The following is a 25177-nucleotide window of genomic DNA, read 5'->3' as shown; positions in this document are numbered from 1 at the left end:
ACCCGACGTAGTACCGGTCCCTGTTTTCACTATATATGATATAAGTCTGGTGCATGTTCTCTCTATAAAACAAAAAAGGCAGCTAAGTTTCCTTAACTGCCTTTTGAGCGGGAAACGAGATTTCCCGAATGCTCGGGACGACCTTCTCGTTGGCCTAAATTATTTCTTATTCTTCATTCCACTCGTTTGAATCTGAATCGATCAACGCTTCAATATAACTTCGACTTTTCTGTTTCTTGATATGCCGTTCCTTTGCTAAGGCTTCTGATTTACTCGCAAAAGTCTCCACATATTTAATCACCCACGGAATCCCCGATTTAGTGGATCGTGACCAGCCGACATTGTGGCGCTCTACTCTTTGGGCGACCCCAACTGAAGTCGACCCGACGTAGTACCGGTCCCTGTTTTCACTATATATGATATAAGTCTGGTGCATGTTCTCTCTATAAAACAAAAAAGGCAGCTAAGTTTCCTTAACTGCCTTTTTGAGCGGGAAACGAGATTCGAACTCGCGACCTTCTCGTTGGCAACGAGATGCTCTACCACTGAGCTATTCCCGCTTATATCAATAAATTTTTCTCTTCTCAGAGAGCACCAAATATAAGAGTGTTAGGAACTACAATTCAACCTTTTTTTAAATCAATGCTGAATTTTTTCGAATATCTGCGATTCAACGGTGATCTGTGTCACCTAAATAGAGATTTGCTTCACTGAATGCAACAAGCGTCCCAGAAATTTCTTTCCATATACTCGTTCCACATGCTGCATATCCGCTATGATGACCAATAACTCTTTGCTGCGGGAAAAAGCTACGTTCAGCAAACGGGGCACACTGAGCCCGTTTTTGGCTTCGTCAAACGGCCGCACGGAATAATGCCGCATGCTCCCATTCTGCCATTCACCGCTCATCACCGTATCAAATATTATGACTGACTTTTCCCTCCCCTGAAAGGTGTGAATAGTGCCCACTTCAATGTCTTTAAATCCGGATTCCCAAAGGTGATTCCGAACTTTATATACGCTGTTTCTGAATGGAACTATAACCCCGATGTTCTCCGGGGCATAATTTCGGGTAAGGCGCTTCAGGCTTTCTTCAATCAGTTTATGGTGAACTTCATTGATTGGCTTGAAGCCTCGTTCTCCGGTTTCCTGTTCCAGATACGGATTGTACTTTGCGGTATCTACCAACGCCACCGAACCGGTTGTATCCGGCAAGGATTTCATCTCTTCTTCAGTTGTATCCGACTTCAGCCGGCCCTCATAAAAAACAGAACTAATCACCCCTGCTAAATCGTCTTTCAGTCTATATTGAACATCGAAAAAGCAGGTGAATTCAGGGTTCTCATCGTGCCAATTAAACAACGCTTCCGTGGTATCTGATTTTGATACATAGGTAAAAATGTCCTGCTCCAGAAACTCACGGGCTTCCCCGTCGTTGGTAATCGCGATGGGTGGAAGCTGCATCGGGTCGCCGGCAATAATCAGGTGATTCTTACTTTTAGCAGCCATCAACAACAGATATGGAATCCCTGCCATCGAACCTTCATCAACAACAACGGCATCGTAGCTGATACCATAAAACAACTCAGAGGTACACACTTTGGCCATCGTGGTTGCCACCAGCTGCTTCTTTTTCAGCTCATAGCGCTCATTCAGGTTCATAAGCCGGTCAATTTTGTCTTCCAGCTCTTCTACTCCCCCGTGTTCATCTATCTTGTTACCAGCCAGCTGACACTCTAAATCCAGTTTTTCCGGAACCTCTTCCCCGTTGCGCATCATGTCGTCAATCTTTTCCTGTAGCGACTGATACTTACTGAGCGTATTACTCAGCTGAACGGCATCGGCTTTTCGACTGTCCAGTTTTGTTTTTACCTGATGTTCAAACAGGATGTCTTCCAGCCGGGGATCATCCAGTGCGGCTTCCCCGAATCGGGTCGTATTTTGTAGACTAAACCCCGGATCAATTTCATAGAGGGCGTCAATCACGCTTAACAACCCTACATCCACTGCCCGGTTAGTGTTAGAGACAAAAAGCACCCGTTTCCCCTCCTTCAATAAATTGGCTATGATGAAGCCCAATGTTGCTGTTTTCCCTGTTCCGGGTGGGCCCCACACATACAGAATATTGTTCTTGAGCGATTTTTCTATAGCTTCTTTTTGAGAAGGGTTGCGAAGGTCATCAAAAACCGGCTCCGGGCTTTCCGTGTTTTCTTTGAAATTCTTTTCCGGTTTTAGGAGCGCTCTAAGCTGAGGGATTTCTTTTGATTTTTCCTGCAGGGTAAACAGGTGCTCCTGCATTTTTTTGAGCACGTAATCATTCTCCCACTCCAGATACACCTCATCAACTTTTGACCCTTTATTTTCGGGGAACTCAAGTCGCACTTTTTTGTCTTTAAATTCTACGGCGTGAACCTTGAATTCTTTCCCATCCATTTTGGCCCGGATTTCTTCAGCGAACTTAAGCCCCTGGTTTTGAGACTCAAACGTATAGATATACTCTCCTGAAATCTTTTCGAGTTCGCCGTTCATCAGCACATCGGTAGATGGGGTTTCCCGAACGGCTTCAATTTCTTTGGCAATGGCTTCCAGAGCCTGTGTAATAACTTTTTTTATCAATGTAATGATGAATGTTAAATGCTAAATGTTGAATTAGTACCACATGTAATTCAACATTTAGCATTTCAAATTTAAAATTTCCTATTGATCCCAGAGTTCAGCCCGAATCATTTCGGAGCTTTTTTCAGACAACAAATATTCGAGCCGCAACCGGCTTCGCTCCGGCACTTTCTGTTCCACCAGCCGGGCACTTTCAGGGGTGTATAAGATAAGGTCTGATTCGCGAACAAAAAGCGGTAAAGATTTTCCATAGATGGTTCCTGCGACAAACGAGCCTTCAAAATGAATCGACCGTTTCAGTTCATCAATAATCTTGGGTATGGTCTCCTCGCTGCCCGTCACCAAGCCGATCGTTGCAATTGCCGCACGGTCAACCATGGAGAGTAAAATATCAGGGTCATAATCATACACAATGGGGATTATGAGCAGGCTTTCCCGGAGACTTCTGAAATTGCTCATCAGGTGAATGGGCACAAATAAAGCATCATATTTTGCCGCACTCTCATATTCATCCACATCAATAACCTGACTTTTAACGCCTACCTGTTTTTTGATTGCGTCCGAAAGCATTTTACCCAGCTCATGGTTCTCTCCCACACTTGCACAGGTTTGAATGCGATCGGGCCATTCCATAAAACCCAGCTGTTCCTGGAAAAGTAATTCTATCTCTGATTCATCCAGTCCATATCCCACAAGCTCCTCTACCAGAGCCTGAATCTTTTCTCCCCCTACTTCCAGCCGTGCAGATTTATCCAGCAGGGTTGTTTGATTTTTTACGGTGAATCCGCGTCCCTGCTCTCCCAGTATCAGCCCTTCTTCTTCAAGTATGTGATAGGCCTTTCTTACGGTATGAAAACTGGCTTCCAGCTGTTGCCCGAGTTCCCGGGTTGAAGGTAGCATTTCTCCCACCTGAAACTGCTTGGTGGCAATCATCAACCGGATACGATCGGCGATATGTTTGGCAGAGGTTTTCAAATTGCAGAATTACACCATGGGGTACGTTCAGGCATAATCCTCCATAATCTCTAAATACGCCTTCACGGTTTTTTCCAACCCCCAATAAACGGATTTACTGATCAGTGCGTGACCAATGCTTACATCATGCAAATGCGGTACCGTTTCCAGTAAATCAGGTAGGTTGTCAAGGTTCAAGCCATGTCCGGCGTTTACTTTCATTCCTAACTCGTTTATCAGCTTGGCACCTTTTCTCAACCTTGTAAGTTCGTGCCTGCGTTTTTGAGGATCCGCATTGGCAAAAGTTCCGGTATGTAATTCGATGGCATCAGCTCCCAGTTCTGCTGCCAATTCAATATCCTCGGGATTGGGATCCAGAAAAAGGCTGATTTCAATGTTCGTTTCTTTCAGCTTTGGGAATACCCGGTTTTTGTAATCATCGAATACCGATTTCATTTTCAATCCGCCTTCGGTAGTCAGCTCTTCCCTTCCTTCCGGCACAAGAGTACATAAATGAGGTGCAATGTCAGTGCAGATATCAATCATTTCATCTGAGGCAGCCATTTCAAAATCCAGGGTGCCGCGAACTGATTCTTTCAACCGGTAAACATCTTCATCCCGAATATGGCGTCGGTCTCCCCTTAAATGAAATACGATGCCCGAAGCGCCTGCTTTTTCACAAACCTCTGCTGCTTCAATAGGGTCGGGATATCCTTCACCCCGCGCATTCCGAAGAGTAGCTACATGATCAATATTGACTAATAGATTCATTGTGTTGTGATTGGTTTTCTGAAAATCAGAATTCGATATTTAAAAGTAAGCATATCCCATTATATTTACAGACGAGAATAAAAATCATCCGGCTATGACAAAGGGTACACTTATTGGTTTGGCTTTATTTCTGTTTGCGGGTTGTGGAACGGTAGAAAGGGGCACTATTCCTTGGGAAGAGAACTCACCAAAAAATCCATCGGCTTCCTCTCCTTCTGACGCTGACGAAAATGACACAAGATCCGGTAAAGAGTCCGGCACCTTTGTTGAATCTTCCATGCCGCCCTCCGTTCAGGAGAAGCAGGAATTTTTAGAGCTCGCCTACAACGACTGGAAAGGAACCCCATATCTGTTAGGAGGTTCAGGCTACGATGGAATCGATTGCTCTGCTTTCATGCAGGTAGTGTTTGAAGATTATTTTGGGATGCAGATACCCCGAACCACCCGCGAGCAATTGCAGGCCGGCAAAGAAGTGAAAAAATCACAGGTTCTAACGGGGGATTTGGTCTTTTTCAAAACCGGGAGAACAACCTATCACGTAGGAGTAATGATTAACCGGGATGAATTTCTGCATGCATCAACAACGAATGGGGTGAAAGTTTCCGGGTTGGATCATCCTTACTGGAGGGAAACTTATATAACTACGAAAAGGATTTTTTAAAAGCCTCTCCTAAAAGATTGCTCTCCGAAACAATAAATCTTTTCTGATTAAACCCACGCCGATGTAATAAATTAACTTTCGTTTACATCATATCAGCTGCGCTATCCCCATTAAATTATTATTATGATTTTTAGACCTGATTTCACATTTTAAATCAGATAAAATTATAAAGCCATAGCCCTCATAAGGTTACAGATCAAGCATGTTAGGAAGGAAAAAGTTTGAACTCTTTTTTGAGCAATATTTCGATGATATTGTTTCCTTCTTATCATATTACACATCGTGCCCAAGAGAGTTGGAAGACTGGACCCAGGAAGTTTTTCTTAAAATCTGGGAAGCCCGGGATAATATCGACCCCGACCACCCGTCGGTAAAGGGATACATCATAAAAACGGCACGAAACCACGCCCTTAAGCAGCTGCGAAATCAGAAGAAATACGACAGCTGGCTTCAGAATCACATCCTTGATTTGACCAAAACCCATCCGCCCAAAGAGCCCGTAATCAATCCTCCCAATTTTGATGACGCCTACCAAACTGCACTCTCCAAAATACCTGAACGTGCTCAACAAGCCTATTTACTCAGCCGAGAGGAAGGGCTGAACTATAAGGAGATTGCCAAGACGATGAATATTTCCCCTAAAACAGTGGAAGGGCAGATCAGTCATGCGCTCAAAATTCTCCGGGAAGAACTGAAAGATTTCCGGTACCTGTAAAAATATTCCCGCCACAACGCGCTCAAGAGGCCCTTTTATTAGAATATAAATTTTAAATAAGGGTAGCCCCTGATTTTTGGATATTAGTAATAAAGGCAACAATTAAATCCTATGAGAAAAGCACCGGAAGATCAGTTATTAGTGAATTACCTTTTGGGGATATGTACTCCAAAAGAGCTTGATTTCGTTGAGCAATGGTTGGCCCAGTCTCCCGGTAATGTTGAGGTTTTAGAGCAGGTTTTAGAAAAACTAAACAAAGCCAGCCATACTCCGATCAATAAAGAGCAATCCAAGAAAAAATTATTTCGGCAAGTTGAATCAGATTTAATAGCTGCCCGTTATTTTTCCAAATCAGCCCCTACTAAAGTAAAAGAACAGCAGGAGACTACTTCTACCAGCTTTCAAAAAACATCTTTGGTTGTTAAGAGTCTTGCGTTGGTTGCTGTGGTATCCATCGCCCTCGTTTTCACATTTCAGATAAGTAAGTCCTCCAATTCCTCCAAAGCATCCCACTTTGCAGAATTACATGAACGGCAGCTATCTTATGGGCAAACCTCCACTTTCCGGTTTAATGACGGCTCGGTAATTACATTGAATGGCGGCAGCACCCTCCGCTACCCTGAACAGTTTAGCCCGCAAACAAGAGAGGTTTACCTGGAAGGAGAAGCCTTTTTTGATATCGCCCCGGACAAAAACCGCCCTTTCATCGTGCATGTGGGAAATACCACAACACGGGTTTTAGGCACGTCTTTTAACATTAAGGCCTACAGTAACGATGAGAAAATTCAAGTCACTGTAATTGAAGGTAAGGTGGGGGTTTCCGGCAAGCCAAATGAAAATGAAGGTAGTGCACCCGAACAACCCATTATTCTTGGGGAAAACCAGTGGGCCACCTATCACCAAAGCGGAGAATTTTTTGAACAAGGTGAAGGAAATATCTGGGAACAGATTGCCTGGAAAGACCAGGTTTTGATTTTTAATGATAAGCCTTTTTCTGAAGTAGCTAAAATGCTGGAGAGGTGGTACGGAGTAGATATAATTTTACAAGGCGAACAGCTTCAGGATGCTAAGCTCAAAGGAGAACATAAGAATATGAGCCTTGAACGAGTATTACAGTCTATTCAATTTATTTTAGGAATAGAATACACCATTGAAGAGCAGGTTGTGACGATACAAGCTGCCGAGTAGGATTTATACAAAAAAAGGCCCGAATTAATCACTCATGTTCGCGCATCGGATTAAAACGGACCTCTAATTTTAACAGGCATCTTATGCCCATTAACATTGGTAATCTATGAAAATAATAACCTTCAGAACAATCCTTTATATGTCTTTCTGTACTATTTGGGGATTTATATTCAGTTTCATAACCGCAACAGCATTGATGGCCGGAACAACTTCGGCTCAAAGTGTTAGTGAAGTAGATGTAACCGTTGAATTTGAGCGGGCAACGATTCAGCAAGTTTTTAAAGAAATAGAGCAGCAAACAGCTTTTAAATTTCTTTATGAAACGACTGTAATTGAGTCGAGCAACAAACGCATAACCGTTCCGAGAATGACGGCAACGGTAGAAGAAGTTCTAATGACTGTAACCAGGCAAACAGGATTACGGTTTCGGCAAACCGACAACACCCTGGCTGTACAGTTGCCTGAGGAGGAACGGTCAGCTGACCAAAGCCCCTTACCGGAAACCATCTCGGGTACGGTAACAGATGCAGAAACCAATGAACCTTTGCCGGGTGTAAACATCCGGGTTAAGGGAACAACCATTGGTACTTCCACCGGCCCCAATGGGAATTATGAGCTCGATGCCCCTTCCCTGCAAGACACCCTTCTTTTTTCATTTGTAGGATATGAAACGCAGGAAGTACCCATTAATGGAAATACACAAATCGATGTGACACTGGTGGTGGTTCCTTTAAGTCAGGATCTATTAGTAACTGCACTTGGCATTAACCGCTCCGAACGTTCTATAGGTTATGCCACCCAGCAGGTGAATGGAGAAGACCTGACCTACTCCAATGAGAATAATGTTATCGGATCTCTTGCAGGTAAAATAGCTGGTGTGCAGGTAACGGGATCATCCGGAGCCAGCCTTGGCGGAACGCAGTCAATTAAAATACGCGGAGTGAACTCAATAAATGGTGAAGGACAGCCACTTATCGTAATTGACGGCACGCCTATTTCGAACGCCAATTTTGCCGGAAGTGCCGGTGAAGATTATGGTAACATTGCTCAGGATATCAACCCGGACGACATACAGTCCGTGAATGTGTTAAAAGGCCCGGCTGCCTCTTCTTTGTATGGAATCAGAGGGCAGTATGGAGTCATCATGATTACAACCAATAAGGGTAATGAAGCCGGAGGTATTGAGGTTCAGATCAACTCAAACCTTTCTTTCCAGCAAGCCGGCAACTTTATGCGTTACCAGAACAAGTATGGTGGCGGCTCGTCTCAAACATGGAGAACATTGCCTAATGGCGACAAGTATGTTCAGGTTAATGTGGATGAGAGCTGGGGACCAAAAATGGATGGGACTCTGGTTCGTGAATATTTCAGTTTCTATCCACAGGATCCGCAATACGGACAGCTTACCCCTTTCGATGCTCACCCCAATAACATTCAAAACTTTTTTGAAACCGGTTATACCGCCGACAATGGCGTTACCATTTCCGGTGGAGAAGAGCGCACAAATTTCAGGCTCAGCTTCAACGATACCAAGATCACCGGTGTCTATCCCAATACGTATTTAAACAGAAATAACCTGGGGTTAAGCGCCAATATTGAGGCCAGCGACAAATGGGATTTTTCTGCAAATATCAACTACGCTACCAACGAAGCCCGCCGGCCTCCACAGGGCTCTCAGTTTGGGTCTCGGTACTTCCGGCAATGGTTTCAAAGAAACCTTGATATGGGAAGGCTGAAAGATTACAGATATCCCGATGGAACGGTTATGCACTGGAATATGAGATCTCCAAGTTCTTCGACCGGAGAAATCACCAATAAATCCCCTTTATACTGGGCCAATCCATACTTCGAAGCTTATGAAAATACAAGCACCGATAGCCGCGACCGGGTATTTGGTAATGTAGGCGCTCACTTTGAAGCCATGCCCAATCTCGTTGTAAGTGCTAACATCCGGGGAGATATTTATATCCAGAATATTGAAGGAAAAACCGATTTTGGTGGCACTTCTACCCCCGGATATTCGGTTGGTAAGTACGAAAACAAGGAGATGAATTACGAGTTATCGGCTCAGTACCAAAAAAGCTGGGCAAATGTATCCCTGGATGCCACGCTTGGAACCAACTTATACGATCGTAATTACTCTTACATCTCCCAATCAACAGTGGGTGGACTTACGTCACCGGGTTATTTTAACATCAACGCTTCGGTTGATCGACCGAATGTGTTTAATTACCTGGAGCAAAAGAAAATTGTAAGTGCCTACGGCTTGGTTTCGCTCGGCTTCTCAGATACCTATTTCCTTGATTTAAGTCTGAGATCCGACAAATCTTCAACCCTTCCTAAAGACAACAATTCATACCTGTACCCTTCCGTCTCAGGTAGTTTTGTATTTAGTGAGTTATTAGACCTGGAGGCACTTTCATTTGGAAAACTCCGTGCCAGCTTTGCACAAGCCGGTTCCGATTTAAGTCCTTATCTGACAACCCCCGTCTATAATGTGGGCAGTGTTTATGATGGACAGAATACCTTGGATGTACCGTCTAATATTAATAATCCGGACATAAAACCGTCGTTCTCTACATCGTACGAGGCAGGTTTCGACATCCGGTTCTTTGATCGTGTAGGAATGAACTTTACCTATTACCTGCAACAGAACAAGAACCAAATTATCCCACTTAACATATCTGGAACAACCGGGTATGGATCGGCTATTATCAACGCCGGACTTATCGAGAATAAAGGGATTGAGGTCAGCTTAAACGGTACTCCCATTCAGCAAAGAGATTTTGTCTGGAATTCCACCTTTAACCTGAGCCGCAATACCAATGAAGTTGTGAAATTACACCCCGACATCGATTTATATAATCATGGTTCCACGGTGTACTCTTCAACAGCCAGTTACCTGAATTCCTATGAAGGCAAAACCTACGGAAGCCTGGTTGGGCGTGCCTACCAGCGTGATTCTGAAACGGGAATGATCCTTCTTGATGATGATAACCTCCCACTCTGGACAGATGCTACCCACAATTTTGGGTCTGTACTGCCTGATTTTACCGGTGGGTTTCAGAATTTATTCTTCTACAAAAACTTTAGTCTGTCCACTATGATCAGTTTCCAGGTAGGCGGACAATTTTTCAGCCGGTCAGAAATGCTTGCAACCCGAACAGGTTTACACAGCCAGACTGCAGCTAAAAACGATAAAGGAAACAACGTGCGTGATCCCGTCAGTGAAGGTGGCGGCGTGAAAGTACAAGGTATCTCTGCTTCAACAGGACAGGAAGTTACAGCCTATGTAGATGCCCACGACTACTTCGACCTTATTGGTGATGAAGTATATGAGGACTGGGTAATTGACGCTTCCTACATCAAGCTAAGCGAGGTTAAACTCGGTTATTCATTTGGGGACAAGGTTATGTCCAGAATCCCTGTGAAATCGATTAATGTAGCCGTGTTTGCAAATAACCCGCTTATGATTTGGCAAAAAGCACCTCAGGGTCTCGATCCTTCAGAGTTGTCATCAGGCAGCCAGGACATTACCTGGTACGAATCCGGACAGTTAAATACCGTCCGTTCTTATGGCTTGAATGTAAAACTAACCTTTTAAATCAGAGAACCATGAAAAAATTATTCATACCTATTACACTGATTGCATTTGCGATTTTCAGCAGTTGCGATCTCGTCGAATTCAACAACATAAATAATAATCCAAACCAGCCCAGTGATGCGGCAGCACCTCAGCTTATAGCAAACGCAATGCTCTCGCTGCCGGGTTTGAGTTCATCACCCAACGCGCAATACATGGCCCAGTATTTGGCCGAAACGCAATATGTGGACGCATCTTTATATCCTGAAGGCGGAACCAGCTTTTACGGATGGTACCAAGGGCCACTGGTTAACCTTAAAACCGCAGAAGAGGTAGCTACCACCGAAAACCAAAAAGCCGTTGCCAGAATCCTGAAAGCTTACATTTTCTGGAACGTAACTGACCGCTGGGGAGATATTCCCTATTCTGAGGCCTTGCAGGGTACCGAAGAATTCACCCCCGTTTATGACACTCAGGAATCCATCTATGAAGATCTGTTTGCTGAACTTAAAGCAGCAGCCGATCAAATTGATGAATCCGGAAGCCTGAGCAATGACATCATTTACGAAGGTGATATGGGGAAATGGGTGAAATTCAGCAATTCCCTGCGCTTGCTGATGGCCCTGCGGCTATCAGAGGTTAACGCATCATTAGCAGAAACTGAATTTAATGATGCGTTGAATGATGGTGTTTTCACCTCCAATGAGGACAACTTTCTGTTTCAGCATTTAGCTGATGCGAATAATCAAAACTACTGGTATGGACAGATTGTAGATCCTCCGATCCGGGAGTGGTGGGCTTTAACAGTTAGCCTTGTTGATTTAATGAATCCTTATAATGACCCCCGCCTGCCTGTTTACGGTAATGAAGTGAGAAATGGAGGCGGATATGCAGGGCTTCAGTTTGGAGAAGAAGATAGCATTGGAACTGAAGACTTTTCTCTGTTAGGCTCTGACATTTATGCTCAGGATGCACCCGTTTACTTGGTAACCTATGCGGAAGTTCTATTTGCACGCGCAGAGGCTGCAGCCTTAAACTGGACTACCGAAGACCCCGCAACCAACTATAACGATGCCATCGAAAACTCAATCGCCCAATGGACCGGAGATGCCAGCCAGGCCACAGCCTATTTGGCTCAACCCGATATTACCTTTGATCCGGGCAACGCTGTTGAACAAATTTCAACCCAGCGGTACATTCATTTGTTTATGCATGGATATCAGGCCTGGGCTGAATGGCGTCGAACCGGTTACCCGGACAACCTGGTGCAACCAAATGGTAACGCCGTCCCCTTAAGGCAGAGTTACACCTCTGATGAAGCCCTCAACAACACCGAGAATTATGAAGAGGCTATCCAGCGTCAGTTTGGTGGAGAGAATTCTATCTATGGCAGGCTATGGTGGGATCAAGATTAATGCAAAATTCGTCAACAAAATCTATGAAATACTTAGTACATCCATTAAAACTGGCTTTGGTTTTAATTCTGTTGTTGGGAGCTTGTAGCGGGCCCCGGCAACAGACCCTCCGGGGATTAATAGACCAGGTGGAAAATTCATTTGTTCCTGATTCAAGAGTGGATCAATTTAATGTGCAGGCTTCAGGAGCAAGTCCCTTTCTCCTGACCGGAGAAACGACAAATGCTGAAGCTAAGCAAGCACTGCTCGATTCCCTTGCAAAAGCTAACATCTCCTATATAGACAGCATTAAAGTATTGCCTTCTGCTGAATTGGGGGATAAAATTTATGGCATAGTCAATAATTCTGTGTCTAATATAAGATCCGAACCGAGACATTCAGCTCAGCTTGCTACGCAGGCTTTACTGGGAATGCCCCTTCAGGTTCTGAAAAAAGATGGCGGATGGTATTACGTTCGCACACCGGAAGATTATTTATCCTGGATAGACAGTGGCGGTATGCATAGAATGAATAAGTCCGAGTATCTTGAATGGAAATCAGCTGAAAAGCTCATTTACGTGGATACCTATGGATTTGCTTACTCCTCCCCCTCTAAAAGTTCGGAGAAAATAAGTGACCTGGCTGCCGGAAACATTCTGAAGCTGGAAAGTTCAAATGGAAGTTATTATCGAATTTCATACCCCGATGGACGTGAGGGCTTTATCCCGAAAAGTGAAGCCACTCCATTCTCTGAGTGGACCGAAGATCTGGAAGCTACCCGAGAGTCGTTAGTTCAAACTGCCAGAAGTATGATGGGCATCCCGTATCTGTGGGGAGGAACCTCCACTAAAGGCGTGGATTGTAGTGGTTTTACTAAAACTATATACCTCATGAATGGCATGATTATTCCACGAGACGCCTCTCAGCAGGTACACGCAGGAGTGAAAGTAGACGAAGAGAAAAACTGGGACCAACTGCAGCCAGGCGATTTATTGTTTTTTGGCAGCCCTGCTACCGAAAACAGAAGCCGCAGAGTAGTACATGTTGGGATGTGGATTGGCGACAATCAGTTTATACATTCCTCAAGGCAGGTGCGAATCAGCAGTGTGGATTCTACCGCCTCCAACTATGATGCCTACAATACCGGCCGATACCTCGAATCCCGCCGATATCTTGGAAATATGGAAGGAAACATCATCCGGACCAAAGCCATGTATGATGAAATAAACCTGCCATAGTTAGCGGGAAGTAAATATATGCTTCATCATCCGCTTGTAGTCGTCGGTTAGTTCAACATCGCGACGTTTCATCATGGCCTGCATCACTTCGATTGCCTTTTCAAACCGATAAATAGCAGGCCCCCTTGGACCAAGCCAGGTAAATGAGTCAATTACTTTTGGGGAAAGTTCATCAATAAACACATTTGAACTTACCCCACAAATGGTCCCCGTATTAAGCATAGTATTAATGGCTGTTTTGGAATGATCAGCCATCACCGTTCCAAGAAACTGCCGGCCCGTTTGGATAAGATCCTTCGTAATCCAGTCGGTTACATCGATGTTTTTATAGTCGTTCTTAAGATTTGAGGTAATGGTATTAGCTCCGAGGTTCACCCATTGCCCGAATATGGAATTCCCGGCAAATCCATCATGGGCTTTGTTTGAGTAAGAATGAAAAATACATCCGGCGACTTCTCCTCCCACTTTGCAGACCGGACCAATAGTGGTTCCATCATAAATTCGCGCTGCCATTTTTACCGTTGCTCCTTCACCAACTACAACGGGTCCTCTGAGAATACTGCCGGCTTCTATAGTAGCGCCATCACGAATGACTACCGGCCCTTTTTCAGCTATAAAAATACATCCCGGTTCTATATGGACATCTTTTCCTATAAATGTATTTTTGGGATGATAAACGGATTCAGGAACCTCCTCTTTCTCTTCTGAAATTGACTTCAACCCCAAAAGCTGAATGTCTTTTTCAATTTCATAAGAATTCAGCGAGAGTAAATCCCACAAATGCTCGAGGTGAATAACTTCTTTTACCTCAATAGTATCCAAGCCAGCGTCGTTAAAGCTGTTTTCACTAAACATTTTCGCCGAGGACTTAGCATCCACCTTAGCAGCAACCGTTACTCCTTTGAACACCAGTTTTTGTCCTTCTTGAAGAGCCTTCAACGCACCGAGGAAACTTTGGGAGGGCAACATTCTTGAGTTGAGCCAGAGTACCTCCTCATTCCCTTCTACCTTTCCTCTTTCAAAAACGCCATTCAAATAATCCGGCAATAACCGACTAAACTCACTGTTTTCGAGCGACTTAATCCATTTCTTCCGAATTGTAAGTATGCCCACCCTCAGGTCATCCATTGGCCGTGTTAAGGTGAGTGGCTGGAACCTTTTAACCTGATCATCATTAAAAAAACAAATCCCCATATATAAAAGCAGTGTTTATTGGTAAGAAATTATAATCGTCATTCTTTAAACTTCGCATTATATTTAAGGATTAAATAAGCCAAAAAAAATTTTTAATAGTTAAAACTGTATGTGTGGAATTGTAGGGTACATTGGCGATCAACAAGCCAGCAAAATTATTATCGACGGGCTCAAGAGACTCGAATACAGGGGATATGACTCTGCCGGATTAGCCATCATAAACGGAGAGCTGAAGATCAAAAAAGGGAAAGGGAAAGTTGCTTCTCTTGAGAAAATGATCACCTCATCGGAGAATGGAACCGTAGGAATTGGCCATACCCGGTGGGCTACCCATGGCGAACCTAATGATATCAATTCACACCCTCATACCGGGCAAAACGGCAAGCTGGCTCTTGTTCATAACGGCATCATCGAGAATTATAACACCCTGAAAAAGAAATTAAGCGATCAGGGATACACCTTTTATTCGGAAACTGATACCGAAGTACTTACCAAGTTGATCGAAAGCTTTCTCGAAAAAGATGCTTCGGATCTGAAGAAGGCTGTTCAATTAGCACTACATCAGGTGAATGGTACGTATGGAATCGCCCTTGTTCATTCAGATTTCCCGGATCAAATAGTAGTGGCACGTAAGGGCTCCCCACTCTTACTTGGTGTTGGGGAAGGTGAAATGTTAATCGCGTCCGATGCATCCGCCGTAGCTGCTTATACCGATAAGGTTATTTACCTGGATGACGGTGAAATCGCAGTCATCAGGAAGGATGACTACACAGTAGAATCCGCCGACCAGATAGAGCTTTCCAAGGAAATTCACGAACTCGCTTTAAGTCTTGAAGAAATTGAGAAAGGCGGGTATGACCATTTCATGCTCAAGGAAATTTTTGAGCAACCCAAAGCACTTTCCGATTGCCTGAGAGGTAGAATTAATGCTGAAGAAGGTACAGTCACCCTCGGCGGCATCGAAGGAATTATGGATCAGCTGGTAAACGCCAGAAGAATTATTATTGCAGCTTGTGGTACCAGCTGGCATTCTGGATTAGTGGGCGAGTATTTGTTTGAATATCTGGCCAAAGTTCCGGTGGAAGTAGAATATGCTTCCGAGTTTCGATACAAAGAACAGCTTATTGGGGAAGGCGATGTAATGATCGTAATTTCCCAAAGTGGTGAAACTGCCGATACTCTTGCCGCACTGCGGGAGGCAAAATCACGAGGGGCATTGGTTCTGGGTGTGGTTAATGTTGTTGGATCTACCATAGCCAGGGAAACCGATGCCGGCGTGTATATTCATGCAGGACCTGAGATTGGGGTTGCATCCACTAAGGCATTCACTGCACAGGTTACAGTTCTCACCATGATGGCAATTAAACTGGGACTGTATAAAAAGACCATTAACAAAAAAGAAGCTAAAAAACTGATTGGCGAGTTAGCACAGATCCCCGCCAAAATAGAAGAGATTTTAGAATCTACCGATGAGATCAAGGAAATTTCGAATCTCTTTTCATATGCTCCCAATTTCTTGTACTTAGGTCGTTCTTACAGCTTCCCTGTTGCCCTTGAAGGTGCATTAAAGCTCAAGGAGATCTCATACATTCACGCTGAAGGATACCCGGCTGCCGAAATGAAGCACGGCCCCATTGCGCTGATTGATGAAATGATGCCGGTGGTGGTGATCGCTGCAACCCAACACACCAACGACAAAATGATCAGCAACATTGAGGAAGTGAGAGCGCGAAAGGGAAGAATAATTGCTATCACAAATCCCGGAAATGAAGAAGTAGAAAAACTTGCCGAGTTTAAATCCATAGTTCCTGAAACCATGGATGTGCTTTCTCCATTATTGACGGTGATCCCTCTTCAGTTGCTTTCTTACTACATCGCCGTTAATCGTGGGTGTAATGTAGATCAGCCCAGAAATCTGGCCAAAAGTGTAACTGTTGAGTAAAGCACTGGTCTTGTGGATAACTCAATCGTTGAATTATCCACATACAAAAAATCACATAATTTGCAGCCTGAAATAAATATTTCTTAAAAATTTTTATTTAAGCAGCTGTGGATAACTTGACTTTTACCGTATAATTGCTTTCAATCCATTTCCTCTTTGGTTAGTAATTATTCTAAAATGAGAAACTGGAAGGCTTTTATATTTAAAATCGTGGTGCTTGTGCTGGTGGGCATTGTAATATTTACAGGCTGATCCACCTTTACATTTATTCTCTTCTTCACTTTATAAGGCATGGATATTCTGTGTTTCCAGGAACCTCTTCCAGAAAAATATTACCCATATTTGAATACTTTATTTATAAAAAGTTACCTACATTTGTTTCATAAAGTTTAAAGGACTATTGGTTTATGGGGAAAATTGATCTGAGTTATTTGGAGAATATTACCGGGGGCGACAACGAGGTGATGGTGGAAATGATAGACCTCATGTTATCAGAGACTCCCAAACATATTGATAAGATCAAGAAAGCACACCAAGAAGAACACTGGAAGGAATTGGGGGCTGAATCGCACAAATTGAAACCTATGTTTTTGTATGTAGGTCTTACCGCTTTAAACGAAATAGCCCAGGATTTAGAAAAGTTTGGTAAAGAGACAATCAACCTTAAATCAATTCCGGGTTTAATCGATCAACTTGAGCAAGGATATCTGGAAGTTGTAGATGATCTTAAAAATAAAAAGCAAGAGCTAAGCTAATACCATCTGCAGGTGGTCGATCTCATCTACCACATATACTTCTCCTTCTGCCTTAAAGCCAAAGCCATTATAGTATTTTTCTAAAGCTGCCTGAGCTTCAATCCGAATCGGTTTTTTGTCGCATAGCTCAATTCCCTTTTTGATAAGCCTTTCGCCTAAACCAGTACCTCTGAACTCCGGGTCAACGACTATCCGACCCATATTAGCTTCATTTTTATACTTTACTCCATAGGGAAAAATCCGCAGGTAAGCCGCCAGCTTTTCTTCATCGTAGATCAACAGGTGTTCTGCTTTGGCATCAGCTCCATCAATATCCTCATAGAAACATTGCTGCTCTATGATAAATACGTTTTGCCTGAGCCTGAAAATATCCTGCAGCTGAACGGAGCTGAGTTCTTCAAATGATTTATGTATCGTTTCCATCCAATCAATTTTTAGTTAAATGTAACCATTTTGCAGTCGGGTTCGTACAGAAAGGCCACTTTTAACAAAATTCCACCATTATGATTTGGGCCTGGTTATTAAACAGTATTTCCATCTATGCCACTGCAAGCTTACTTAAAGGAGTCGAAATTAAGAATTTTTGGAGTGCTGTTTTTGTAGCCGCTCTGCTCGCGATTATAAATGTATTTGTGAAACCGATTCTATTAATCCTGAGCTTACCAATTACTATTCTCACATTCGGCCTCTTTGTGTGGGTGATTAACGCCGGCCTTATTATGCTGGTGGATGCCATGGTAGAAGGATTCAAAGTTAAAAGCTTTGGCTGGGCGCTGGCTTTCGGGCTGGTGATGTCTATTATCAGCTGGGCTTTGTTTAAGCTCTTTGGATAGACCAAATCCTACCAACAACCTGATATAAAAAAGGCTGCCTACTGGCAGCCTTTTCTTGTGTACTGTATTTAAACGTTCATCAAATATTGTCGCACACAGCCTGAGTGAATGTCGAAGTAGTACCTTCACCTCCAATATCCGGCGTGCAATACACCTTCTTCTCTACAAGTGTTTTATAAACTGCTTTTCGAATGTTTTCAGCAATCTGCTTTTGATCAATATGCTCCAGCATCATTAATGAAGAAAACAAAAGCGCCATTGGGTTGGCCACGTTCTTCCCAACAATATCGGGAGCGGAACCGTGAACAGCTTCAAACATCGCAGCATCATCACCGATATTAGCAGCTCCGGTAACTCCAAGTCCACCCACCAGTCCCGATGCCAGGTCAGATAGAATATCTCCAAACAGATTGGTGGTAACTACCACATCAAACTGCTGGGGACGAAGAACCATTTGCATGGCCATGTTATCAACAATCAGATCCTGAAACTCGATGTCTTTATATTCTTTAGCAATCTTTCTGCCAACCTCAAGGAATAGACCCGTTGTCAGTTTTAAAATATTAGCTTTGTGAACCAGCGTCACTTTCTTTCGCTCATTCTTAACGGCATACTCAAAAGCCGCACGGATAATTTTCTCACTGGCTTCTTCTGTTACAACCGCAATAGCTTCAGCATGCTTTTTGTTATCTGCTTCTTCTATCCATTCCTCTTTGCCGATATATAAACCCTGAGTGTTTTCCCGGAAGAGCACCATATCCACTCCCCGGAATGGGCTGTCGATACTTGGCAGTGTACGAGCCGGCCGGATGTTGCTATACAAATTGAATTTTTGCCGAAGTGCCACATTCACCGACCTGAATCCTGATCCAACGGGCGTAGTCAGGGGTCCTTTCAGTGATATCCGATGCTCATCCAGAGCTTCGATAGTTTCTTCAGGAAGGGGATTTCCGGTTTCTTCGTAGGCTTTCAGTCCTGCCGAGCACTCAATCCAATTGATCTCAGCTCCTGCTTCTTTCAGAATAGTAGTTACGGAATTAGTGATCTCCGCCCCGATTCCATCACCGGGGATTAGCACAACATTTTTCATTTATTGATCGGTCTTTATCTTGAAATTTTTCGAACCATAAATATACCGATATATACTCCCAAATGTGAGTCCTGCTTATTTTTTGGAATGAAAGACGTTCGCTTCAGCTTTTACTAATCAAAAAGGATATGAAGAGATCTCTTATTTGGTTTAGAAATGATCTTCGTTTGCACGATAACGAAGCATTGGCTAAAGCTTCACAAGCCGAGGAAATTTTACCCGTATATATTTTCGATCCCCGGCATTTTGAGACGACCTCCTTTGGCTTTTCAAAAACCGGTGCGCATCGGGCAAGGTTTTTACTGGAATCGCTGGAGAATCTTAAATCGAATCTCCAAAAACATTCCCTTGATTTAATTTTCATAATGGGCAAGCCTGAAGAGATTTTACCACAGCTAGTAAAAGAACATAGGGTTGATCTGGCTTTTACCCACAAAGAAATTACCCGAGAGGAAATTGATGTTGAAGAAGGCATCAAAAATGAAATTGGCGATAAACTGAATTTTGTTTGGGGAAGCACGCTGTTTCATATTAATGATATCCCTTTCTCAAAAAATGAAATCCCGGATGTATTCACTCAATTCCGAAAGAAAACGGAAAACCAATCGGAAGTAAGAAAAGAACTCGAATTTCGCAGTGAAGTAAAGCAGATTCCGGGTGTTGACTCAGCCCCGTTACCTTCGCTAAAGGATTTAGGTCTTAAAGCCATCCCAGAGGATGACCGGGCCGTATTGGATTTCAAAGGTGGTGAGGATGAAGCTCTAAAACGACTGCAAGAATATTTCTGGGAAAAGGACCAGTTGAAGAACTATAAATACACCCGAAACGGCCTTTTGGGAACTGATTATTCCTCAAAGTTCTCCCCCTGGCTTGCTAACGGATGCCTTTCACCCCGCAGAATTTATGGGCAGGTAAAGAAATATGAGGACGAGCGTACAAGCAATGTTTCCACCTACTGGATGATATTTGAATTGATCTGGAGAGATTACTTTCGGTTTTCGGCCTGGAAATACGGCGATAAACTGTTTTGGCAATCAGGGATTCAGTCCAAAGAAAGAACGTGGAGAACCGATCGTAAAGATTTTAAAAAATGGGCTGAAGGTAACACCGGAATTCCTTTTATTGATGCTAACATGCGTGAATTGAACGCTACCGGCTACATGAGTAACCGTGGCCGGCAGAATGTAGCGAGTTTCCTTGCCCAGAATCTGAATATAGATTGGAGGATGGGAGCCGAGTATTTCGAATCGCTGTTATTGGATTACGATCCGTGCAGCAATTATGGAAATTGGGCTTACAACTCAACGGTAGGTCACGACCCGAGGAACCGATATTTCAACATTATCAATCAGGCTGAGAAATACGATAAAAAAGGTGATTACATACGGCACTGGATACCGGAGCTTGAAAAAGTCCCTAAAGAATTTATTCATGAGCCGCATAAAATGAATCCCGAACAACAAACGTTACATTCCGTAGAGATTGGAGATTCATATCCAAAGCCGATGATAAACCTTGAGGAAAGTTATGAAGAAATCAAAGCAAGAGAATAGAAGTCGTATCCTTCCGATGAAGAGAAATCGAGGTCAGGATGATTCCGTATCACCGACAGAGGTGACTAAGAACTTATTTACCGATGTATGGAAAGATCATGTTGACGAAGTACGAACAATGGCAGGAGAGCTGCAAAGTGAAAAGCTGGCAAGCATCACCCGAAAAGCAAAAGCCGTTGTTCTGAATCAAACTAAAAAGTCCGCCCGATTATCCCTTGTCAAAAGCGATGACTAAGATGAGAAAGAAATCGGACTTACCTGAGAAGATTTGTCCGGTTTGTAACCGCCCTTTTAAATGGCGAAAGAAATGGGAAGATGACTGGGAGAATGTAAAATACTGCAGCGAGCGCTGTCGCAGAAATAAAAATTAAAGTCGATCCCACACCCATTCGGGTACCAATTTGGCAACCCAGGCCAACAGCTGCCAGCGCTTGGTTACATATACATAATTTTTCTTCTTTTCTATACCGGTCACCATTTGGCTTACAGCTTTTTCTACCGGTGCCACCCAAAACATCCCCTTCGCCCGCTCTGTCATCTCCGTCCACACGTAGCCGGGACGAATTTCCGTGATCGTTATTTCGGCATTCATCCGCTTCGCTTTTTGCCGGTACCCTTTCATATAATTTGAAATGAAATGCTTGGAAGCGGTATAGGCAGCTGCCCGGTGATGAGCCAGTAAGGCTGCCATTGATGACATCCCCACAATATGACCGCTTTCCCGATTTCTGAAATAATCCATTGCAAAATGGCAACCGTGGGCAAAGGCCAAGGCATTTACCTCAATCAGTTTTGATTCTGCTTCCCAGGGCGGCAGCATCTGAATGCGCCCGATGCCTGCATTCAAAATCATGACATCCATTCCGCCCATTTCATCGATGAGGCTATTATATACCTCTTCCGCTTTTTCGTGATCGGTTACGTCCAGGGTTCTGATGAATGCGAGGTCTCCGATTTCATCTTTGAGCTCTTGCAGCCGCTCCGTTCGCCTTCCCATTAAGCCGACCTTATGCCCTTTTGAAGTTAGTTGAAGGGCCAGTTCTTTGCCGATTCCGGAAGTAGCGCCGGTAATTAGGATATTCATTCTATGAGCATTAAGTCTTCTGACAGGTAATTAGTTAGCGGACTCTTAGCGAGTGCATCATAAGTATAAAGAAAATCGACAAACTGTGATAATACCCGAAACCTCGATTTCAAAATTACTTCGTCCAGTTTAGCAATGCCTTCCTGTAAATCCAGGATGGTGAGGGGATCAAAATCTTCGCTATTGGCCAGGTTGTTTTGCATGGCTTTCAAATTCAGCTCATCCACCTTTTTAAGCATAAGCCGGTGCTGGGCAATTAAATTCTTTAAGTGCTGGTACTCCCTGATTTTATTGATTGAGTCGCGATGCTGCTCAAATTCGAGCTCTCCTTCCAGTTCTAACTCATCCAGCTTTCTTTCCGCAATTTGTGGCTTGTTATCTTTAAAAATCGGAAGCGTAACCCCTACCGAGAACCCATAATTGGATTTTCGGTTAGTGAACGGAAAATACTCGAGCTGAGCATACCCGATGTCAAAATCTGCTTTCTCCACCCTGCCCTCCTGCCGGGCAACTTCCGCCTGTTGGGATATCAGATCCAGCTCTACCGATGGGTTTGATTGAGTTGCGATATCTCCGGCAAGCTCTTCAATGGTTTCTACCTTTATAAGTGAAAAATTGATCCAATTTAAGTCACCGGTATCAAGAATAAGTTCTATTTCGACCTGTATCCGGTTTAACTCAACCAATGATTCTTCAAGCTTATCAATGGCCTCCACCTGATCCAGTTTTGCTTCGGAATAATCCTTTCCATCAAAAAGTTCACTTTGCAGGTTCTCTTCCATGATGTTGGCTTTGCGGGAAATAATATCCAAGCTTTCCTCTATCATTGCAGCCAACTCCCGGTTATGGAAATATTCTAAAGCCAACTCATAACGCATCATTAAATTCTCTTTGTATTCCCGCCTTTTCTGAAGCTCTAACTCTTTTCGGGTGGCGTTAAAAAACGCATTATTCCGTCGGATTCTCCATGGATTCCCCGGTCTCACTCGTAATGCATACTGCAGGTCTTCGTACGTTTGTTCGTCGTTTCCCATACGCAGTTCAACTTCTTCCAGGATGGGATAACGATAATTGCGGGGCTTTAGAAATGCCCTTTGAGCGTCAAAATGAGATGTATTTCGGTCTTCAAATGCGGTGAGCAGAAAATCCGATACGGTATGCTGTGCTGTTGCTTTGAACGGGTTGGATAACACAAGAAAGATTAATACGGTAGGAAAGAGGAAAGCAGTTCTCATCTTATGATAATTTTCTCTCCAACAGGCAGGTCGTTTTTCTCCGGGATTTCAATAAAAACTTCCAGGCCAAACGTTTGAATGGTGGTTGTTTTCTGAAGGACTTCGGGCAATAAAACTACCGAACCAAAACCGATAATAGATCCTGTAGTTTGCAGTTCGGGGTGCTCCATTGAGCGCACCGTTACCGTTTGCCCCAATTGCTGGCTGCGATCTTTTTTGCCAACCAGATACCCTACCACAGAAGTAGGATTAACCGGGTTAATCGAGATCAGTGATGTAAATTCCTGAACCTGTTCGTTGGGTTTTATATATACACTCTCAATAACTCCGGGAAAAGTAGCATACTTATTCAGGTTGCGATCTTCCTGCATCTTCCAGTTTAATTCCTGCCGGGCCAGTTCAATTTTAGCCTCCAGCTGAGACTGATCAAAAGTATGATCCTGCTCCAAATCGGCAATACGGATGTTTACTGCCTCCAACTCGAGTTCGCCTTTCTGGCGAATGGACTTAATTTGAAGCTGAAGAGTTCCTAACGAATCATCCTCAGCATTAGAAGTTCTGTTAGCTAAAATGGAATCCGTCAGCGACCGGTTTAATTGGATGCGACGCTGCAATAATTCAACTTCATTTTCAATTTCATTGCGGATTATCCTTTTCTGAGACTCCAAAAGCTCCAGTTCTGATTCCAGTAGCTTTTGTTGCTCTATCTTCTGCGATTCATAAATCTCCAGCTCTTTTCTAAGCTTTTGTATTTCCAGGTTAAGCTGTGGACTCTCTAACTCCACCAGAATCTCGCCCGGCTCTACCGTTTGCCCCGGAACCACATGCACATTTTTAACAACCGCCGGCTTCTCAATGTTGATATTATAAATTTTGGAATACGTGACCCCAACAAACGATTTACTTCCTTTAAAGTATTGAGAATTTACCGCAAAAAGTCCGGCAAAGAGGAGTGCTATAAACAGGTAAAAGGAATTTATTTTTTTGAGCATCATTCCTCCACGTTAATTGTTTTCCTGGAAATCTTTAAAAGTAATACGGACCCGCAGCGTATGTTCAATGGCCCTCATTTCTTCCAAAAACTTTCGGTTGTCACCTTCGTGCATAAACTCAATCTGGTACTCATAGTCGTACCGGCCGTTATTTCTGGCGGTGATTTCAACATCGTCGTAATCGGTGCAGTATTTATCTAGAATAGCCAGCACCTGATCATGGCCCTTTCCGTCCTGAAGGCGAAAAGTAAGCGTTCCCCGTATTCCATCCTTAGTGCTAAACGGACTTAAATGAAGCACCAGTGCCATGGTGCAAAAAAGGATGGTTCCCACAAAAGCGATAGTGTAACCAAAAACCCCGATGGCCAAACCCACACTTAGAGAAGCAAAAATAAACAGGATATTGCGGACGTCCTGAATCCGGGTTCGGAAACGAATCATAGCCAATGCACCAAAAGCTCCTAAACCCCGAGCCAAGCTGTCTCCAATGGCCATCATCACCATAGCAGCAACAATGGAACCCAGCGCCAGTCCCTGGAAAAAATTCTTTGGGTATTGGTGACCTGAAAACGTCACCTTATGGGTAATCGCAATCAAGGAAGAAAGAGCAAAAGCCCAAACCAATGAATAGAATACATTCAGTAAGGTTGGGTAATCATAAACCGGCTGGTCCGGGAATAATTCGAACATAGTATAATTTACTGTCTCTGAATGCTCAGAGGCTGATCAAAATTTTTATGGATCAATTATACCGTTCTTATCGGCCCCGAAAAAATGAAATTAAATTAACCTTCAGGCTTTCTGGAAAGCAGGAGTTTTGGTTTTCGCATATTCAAAGGCTCCAAACATTACACCAGAGTAAAACAAGTCACCGATTACGGTGTAATGGAAAAATGGGATGCCGGCTGTGTAGCTCATCAACAAGCCTTCAATACCCTGTGGATACATGGGATTACCTAACCAAGCTCCAAAATTGGTAACCAGGAAAAAGATAACAGAAGCACTTAAACTTCCGGCAATAACCGTTGTCGTGTTCACCTTCTTCAGAATAAAAATACCGGCAACTACGATTAGGGCTATGGCGCCGTACATCCAGTAAAACCCGGGCGTGAAGAGCGTGAAACCGCCATAAAAGTTTGCATACAACAGGTTGTTAACCAGCAGATCACTGATAAACATAGCAAAAAGGGGCACCAGAAAAGAAAATTTCTTATCCGTGAAATAGGCTGCCCCAAAAATAGACATAGCTCCTATAGGAGCGAAGTTATAAGGATGCGGGATAATACGTGAGAGTGCCGCAATTATTATAAAGCCGGATAAAACTATAAAACGTTTCTTATTCATTGATCTGATTGATGCTTGGTATGAACCCCTAAAAT

At 43.5% G+C, this 25177-nt stretch carries 24 protein-coding genes and 1 tRNA gene; 12 read left to right on the top strand and 13 right to left on the bottom strand.

Going from position 1 to position 25177, the window contains the following annotated elements; all coding sequences use genetic code 11:
• Positions 1–166 precede the first annotated feature (166 nt).
• The 5 genes from JJ941_RS13130 to JJ941_RS13110 all read right to left on the bottom strand — a co-directional run bounded on the left by JJ941_RS13130 (position 167) and on the right by JJ941_RS13110 (position 4341).
• Positions 167–436 (bottom strand): GIY-YIG nuclease family protein, encoded by a 270-nt coding sequence (locus JJ941_RS13130; protein WP_290966067.1) that lies wholly within the window; start codon positions 434–436, stop codon positions 167–169.
• Between the two features lie 52 nt (positions 437–488).
• Positions 489–560 (bottom strand) — tRNA-Gly (locus JJ941_RS13125).
• 130 nt (positions 561–690) lie between these two features.
• Positions 691–2616, bottom strand: a complete 1926-nt coding sequence (locus JJ941_RS13120) for an AAA domain-containing protein (protein ID WP_290966065.1) — start codon at positions 2614–2616, stop codon at positions 691–693.
• Between the two features lie 81 nt (positions 2617–2697).
• A complete protein-coding gene (locus JJ941_RS13115; protein WP_290966062.1) occupies positions 2698–3591 on the bottom strand; it encodes a GntR family transcriptional regulator in 894 nt (297 codons plus the stop codon).
• 27 nt (positions 3592–3618) lie between these two features.
• Complete coding sequence (locus tag JJ941_RS13110) at positions 3619–4341, bottom strand: pyridoxine 5'-phosphate synthase (RefSeq protein WP_290966060.1); 723 nt, start codon at positions 4339–4341, stop codon at positions 3619–3621.
• A 94-nt stretch (positions 4342–4435) separates the two neighbouring features.
• Between JJ941_RS13110 and JJ941_RS13105 the strand changes: the two genes are divergently transcribed.
• The 6 genes from JJ941_RS13105 to JJ941_RS13080 all read left to right on the top strand — a co-directional run bounded on the left by JJ941_RS13105 (position 4436) and on the right by JJ941_RS13080 (position 13120).
• Positions 4436–5002 (top strand): NlpC/P60 family protein, encoded by a 567-nt coding sequence (locus tag JJ941_RS13105; protein ID WP_290966056.1) that lies wholly within the window; start codon positions 4436–4438, stop codon positions 5000–5002.
• A 202-nt stretch (positions 5003–5204) separates the two neighbouring features.
• A complete protein-coding gene (locus tag JJ941_RS13100; RefSeq protein WP_255135274.1) occupies positions 5205–5717 on the top strand; it encodes a sigma-70 family RNA polymerase sigma factor in 513 nt (170 codons plus the stop codon).
• Positions 5718–5828: 111 nt separating this feature from the next.
• Positions 5829–6905 carry a FecR domain-containing protein gene (locus JJ941_RS13095; protein ID WP_290966052.1) on the top strand — a complete coding sequence of 359 codons (1077 nt, stop codon included), beginning with the start codon at positions 5829–5831 and terminating at the stop codon, positions 6903–6905.
• A 139-nt stretch (positions 6906–7044) separates the two neighbouring features.
• Positions 7045–10509, top strand: coding sequence for a SusC/RagA family TonB-linked outer membrane protein (locus tag JJ941_RS13090; RefSeq protein ID WP_290966049.1), 3465 nt, complete (start codon positions 7045–7047; stop codon positions 10507–10509).
• Positions 10510–10520: 11 nt separating this feature from the next.
• On the top strand, positions 10521–11903 hold the full coding sequence (locus tag JJ941_RS13085; protein WP_290966046.1) for a SusD/RagB family nutrient-binding outer membrane lipoprotein: 1383 nt from the start codon (positions 10521–10523) through the stop codon (positions 11901–11903).
• Between the two features lie 23 nt (positions 11904–11926).
• Positions 11927–13120, top strand: a complete 1194-nt coding sequence (locus tag JJ941_RS13080) for an NlpC/P60 family protein (protein ID WP_290966044.1) — start codon at positions 11927–11929, stop codon at positions 13118–13120.
• On the opposite strand, the gene JJ941_RS13075 is transcribed toward JJ941_RS13080, so the two are convergent.
• Positions 13121–14314 (bottom strand): putative sugar nucleotidyl transferase, encoded by a 1194-nt coding sequence (locus JJ941_RS13075; RefSeq protein WP_290966042.1) that lies wholly within the window; start codon positions 14312–14314, stop codon positions 13121–13123.
• A gap of 109 nt (positions 14315–14423) precedes the next feature.
• On the opposite strand from JJ941_RS13075, the gene glmS reads away from it, so the two are divergent.
• Positions 14424–16256, top strand: a complete 1833-nt coding sequence (glmS, locus tag JJ941_RS13070; RefSeq protein ID WP_290966039.1) for a glutamine--fructose-6-phosphate transaminase (isomerizing) — start codon at positions 14424–14426, stop codon at positions 16254–16256.
• A gap of 407 nt (positions 16257–16663) precedes the next feature.
• On the top strand, positions 16664–17011 hold the full coding sequence (locus tag JJ941_RS13065; RefSeq protein ID WP_290966036.1) for an Hpt domain-containing protein: 348 nt from the start codon (positions 16664–16666) through the stop codon (positions 17009–17011).
• Here JJ941_RS13065 and JJ941_RS13060 read toward each other — a convergent pair.
• Positions 17003–17434, bottom strand: coding sequence for a GNAT family N-acetyltransferase (locus tag JJ941_RS13060; protein WP_290966034.1), 432 nt, complete (start codon positions 17432–17434; stop codon positions 17003–17005). The genes JJ941_RS13065 and JJ941_RS13060 overlap by 9 nt on opposite strands.
• An 80-nt stretch (positions 17435–17514) precedes the next feature.
• Here JJ941_RS13060 and JJ941_RS13055 point away from each other — a divergent pair, with 80 nt between their 5' ends.
• Positions 17515–17844 (top strand): phage holin family protein, encoded by a 330-nt coding sequence (locus JJ941_RS13055; protein ID WP_290966031.1) that lies wholly within the window; start codon positions 17515–17517, stop codon positions 17842–17844.
• A gap of 79 nt (positions 17845–17923) precedes the next feature.
• On the opposite strand, the gene JJ941_RS13050 is transcribed toward JJ941_RS13055, so the two are convergent.
• Positions 17924–18934, bottom strand: coding sequence for an isocitrate/isopropylmalate dehydrogenase family protein (locus JJ941_RS13050; RefSeq protein WP_290966030.1), 1011 nt, complete (start codon positions 18932–18934; stop codon positions 17924–17926).
• A 128-nt stretch (positions 18935–19062) separates the two neighbouring features.
• On the opposite strand from JJ941_RS13050, the gene JJ941_RS13045 reads away from it, so the two are divergent.
• The 3 genes from JJ941_RS13045 to JJ941_RS15345 are packed head-to-tail and all read left to right on the top strand — an operon-like array spanning position 19063 to position 20858.
• Complete coding sequence (locus JJ941_RS13045) at positions 19063–20487, top strand: DASH family cryptochrome (RefSeq protein ID WP_290966026.1); 1425 nt, start codon at positions 19063–19065, stop codon at positions 20485–20487.
• The gene (locus tag JJ941_RS13040; protein ID WP_290966022.1) at positions 20462–20722 is read left to right on the top strand and encodes a DUF3253 domain-containing protein; all 261 of its coding nucleotides are present in this window, start codon (positions 20462–20464) and stop codon (positions 20720–20722) included. Before JJ941_RS13045 ends, JJ941_RS13040 begins: the two co-directional genes overlap by 26 nt.
• Positions 20715–20858, top strand: a complete 144-nt coding sequence (locus JJ941_RS15345) for a DUF2256 domain-containing protein (RefSeq protein WP_366069268.1) — start codon at positions 20715–20717, stop codon at positions 20856–20858. Before JJ941_RS13040 ends, JJ941_RS15345 begins: the two co-directional genes overlap by 8 nt.
• On the opposite strand, the gene JJ941_RS13035 is transcribed toward JJ941_RS15345, so the two are convergent.
• The 5 genes from JJ941_RS13035 to JJ941_RS13015 all read right to left on the bottom strand — a co-directional run bounded on the left by JJ941_RS13035 (position 20855) and on the right by JJ941_RS13015 (position 25142).
• Positions 20855–21571 (bottom strand): SDR family NAD(P)-dependent oxidoreductase, encoded by a 717-nt coding sequence (locus JJ941_RS13035; RefSeq protein ID WP_290966019.1) that lies wholly within the window; start codon positions 21569–21571, stop codon positions 20855–20857. The two genes, JJ941_RS15345 and JJ941_RS13035, sit on opposite strands and share 4 nt — an antisense overlap.
• Complete coding sequence (locus JJ941_RS13030) at positions 21568–22806, bottom strand: hypothetical protein (protein ID WP_290966016.1); 1239 nt, start codon at positions 22804–22806, stop codon at positions 21568–21570. Before JJ941_RS13030 ends, JJ941_RS13035 begins: the two co-directional genes overlap by 4 nt.
• Complete coding sequence (locus JJ941_RS13025; RefSeq protein ID WP_290966013.1) at positions 22803–23801, bottom strand: biotin/lipoyl-binding protein; 999 nt, start codon at positions 23799–23801, stop codon at positions 22803–22805. The genes JJ941_RS13030 and JJ941_RS13025 overlap by 4 nt, the downstream gene beginning before the upstream one ends.
• A gap of 9 nt (positions 23802–23810) precedes the next feature.
• The gene (locus JJ941_RS13020) at positions 23811–24488 is read right to left on the bottom strand and encodes a DUF4956 domain-containing protein (RefSeq protein WP_290966011.1); all 678 of its coding nucleotides are present in this window, start codon (positions 24486–24488) and stop codon (positions 23811–23813) included.
• A gap of 102 nt (positions 24489–24590) precedes the next feature.
• Complete coding sequence (locus JJ941_RS13015; RefSeq protein ID WP_290966009.1) at positions 24591–25142, bottom strand: DUF6580 family putative transport protein; 552 nt, start codon at positions 25140–25142, stop codon at positions 24591–24593.
• Positions 25143–25177: the final 35 nt, after the last annotated feature.

This window comes from Gracilimonas sp., from assembly GCF_017641085.1.
Classification (GTDB): Bacteria; Bacteroidota; Rhodothermia; order Balneolales; family Balneolaceae; genus Gracilimonas.
The sequence above is the reverse complement of the archived record's forward strand: the minus strand, read 5'-3'. Positions and strand labels throughout refer to the sequence as shown.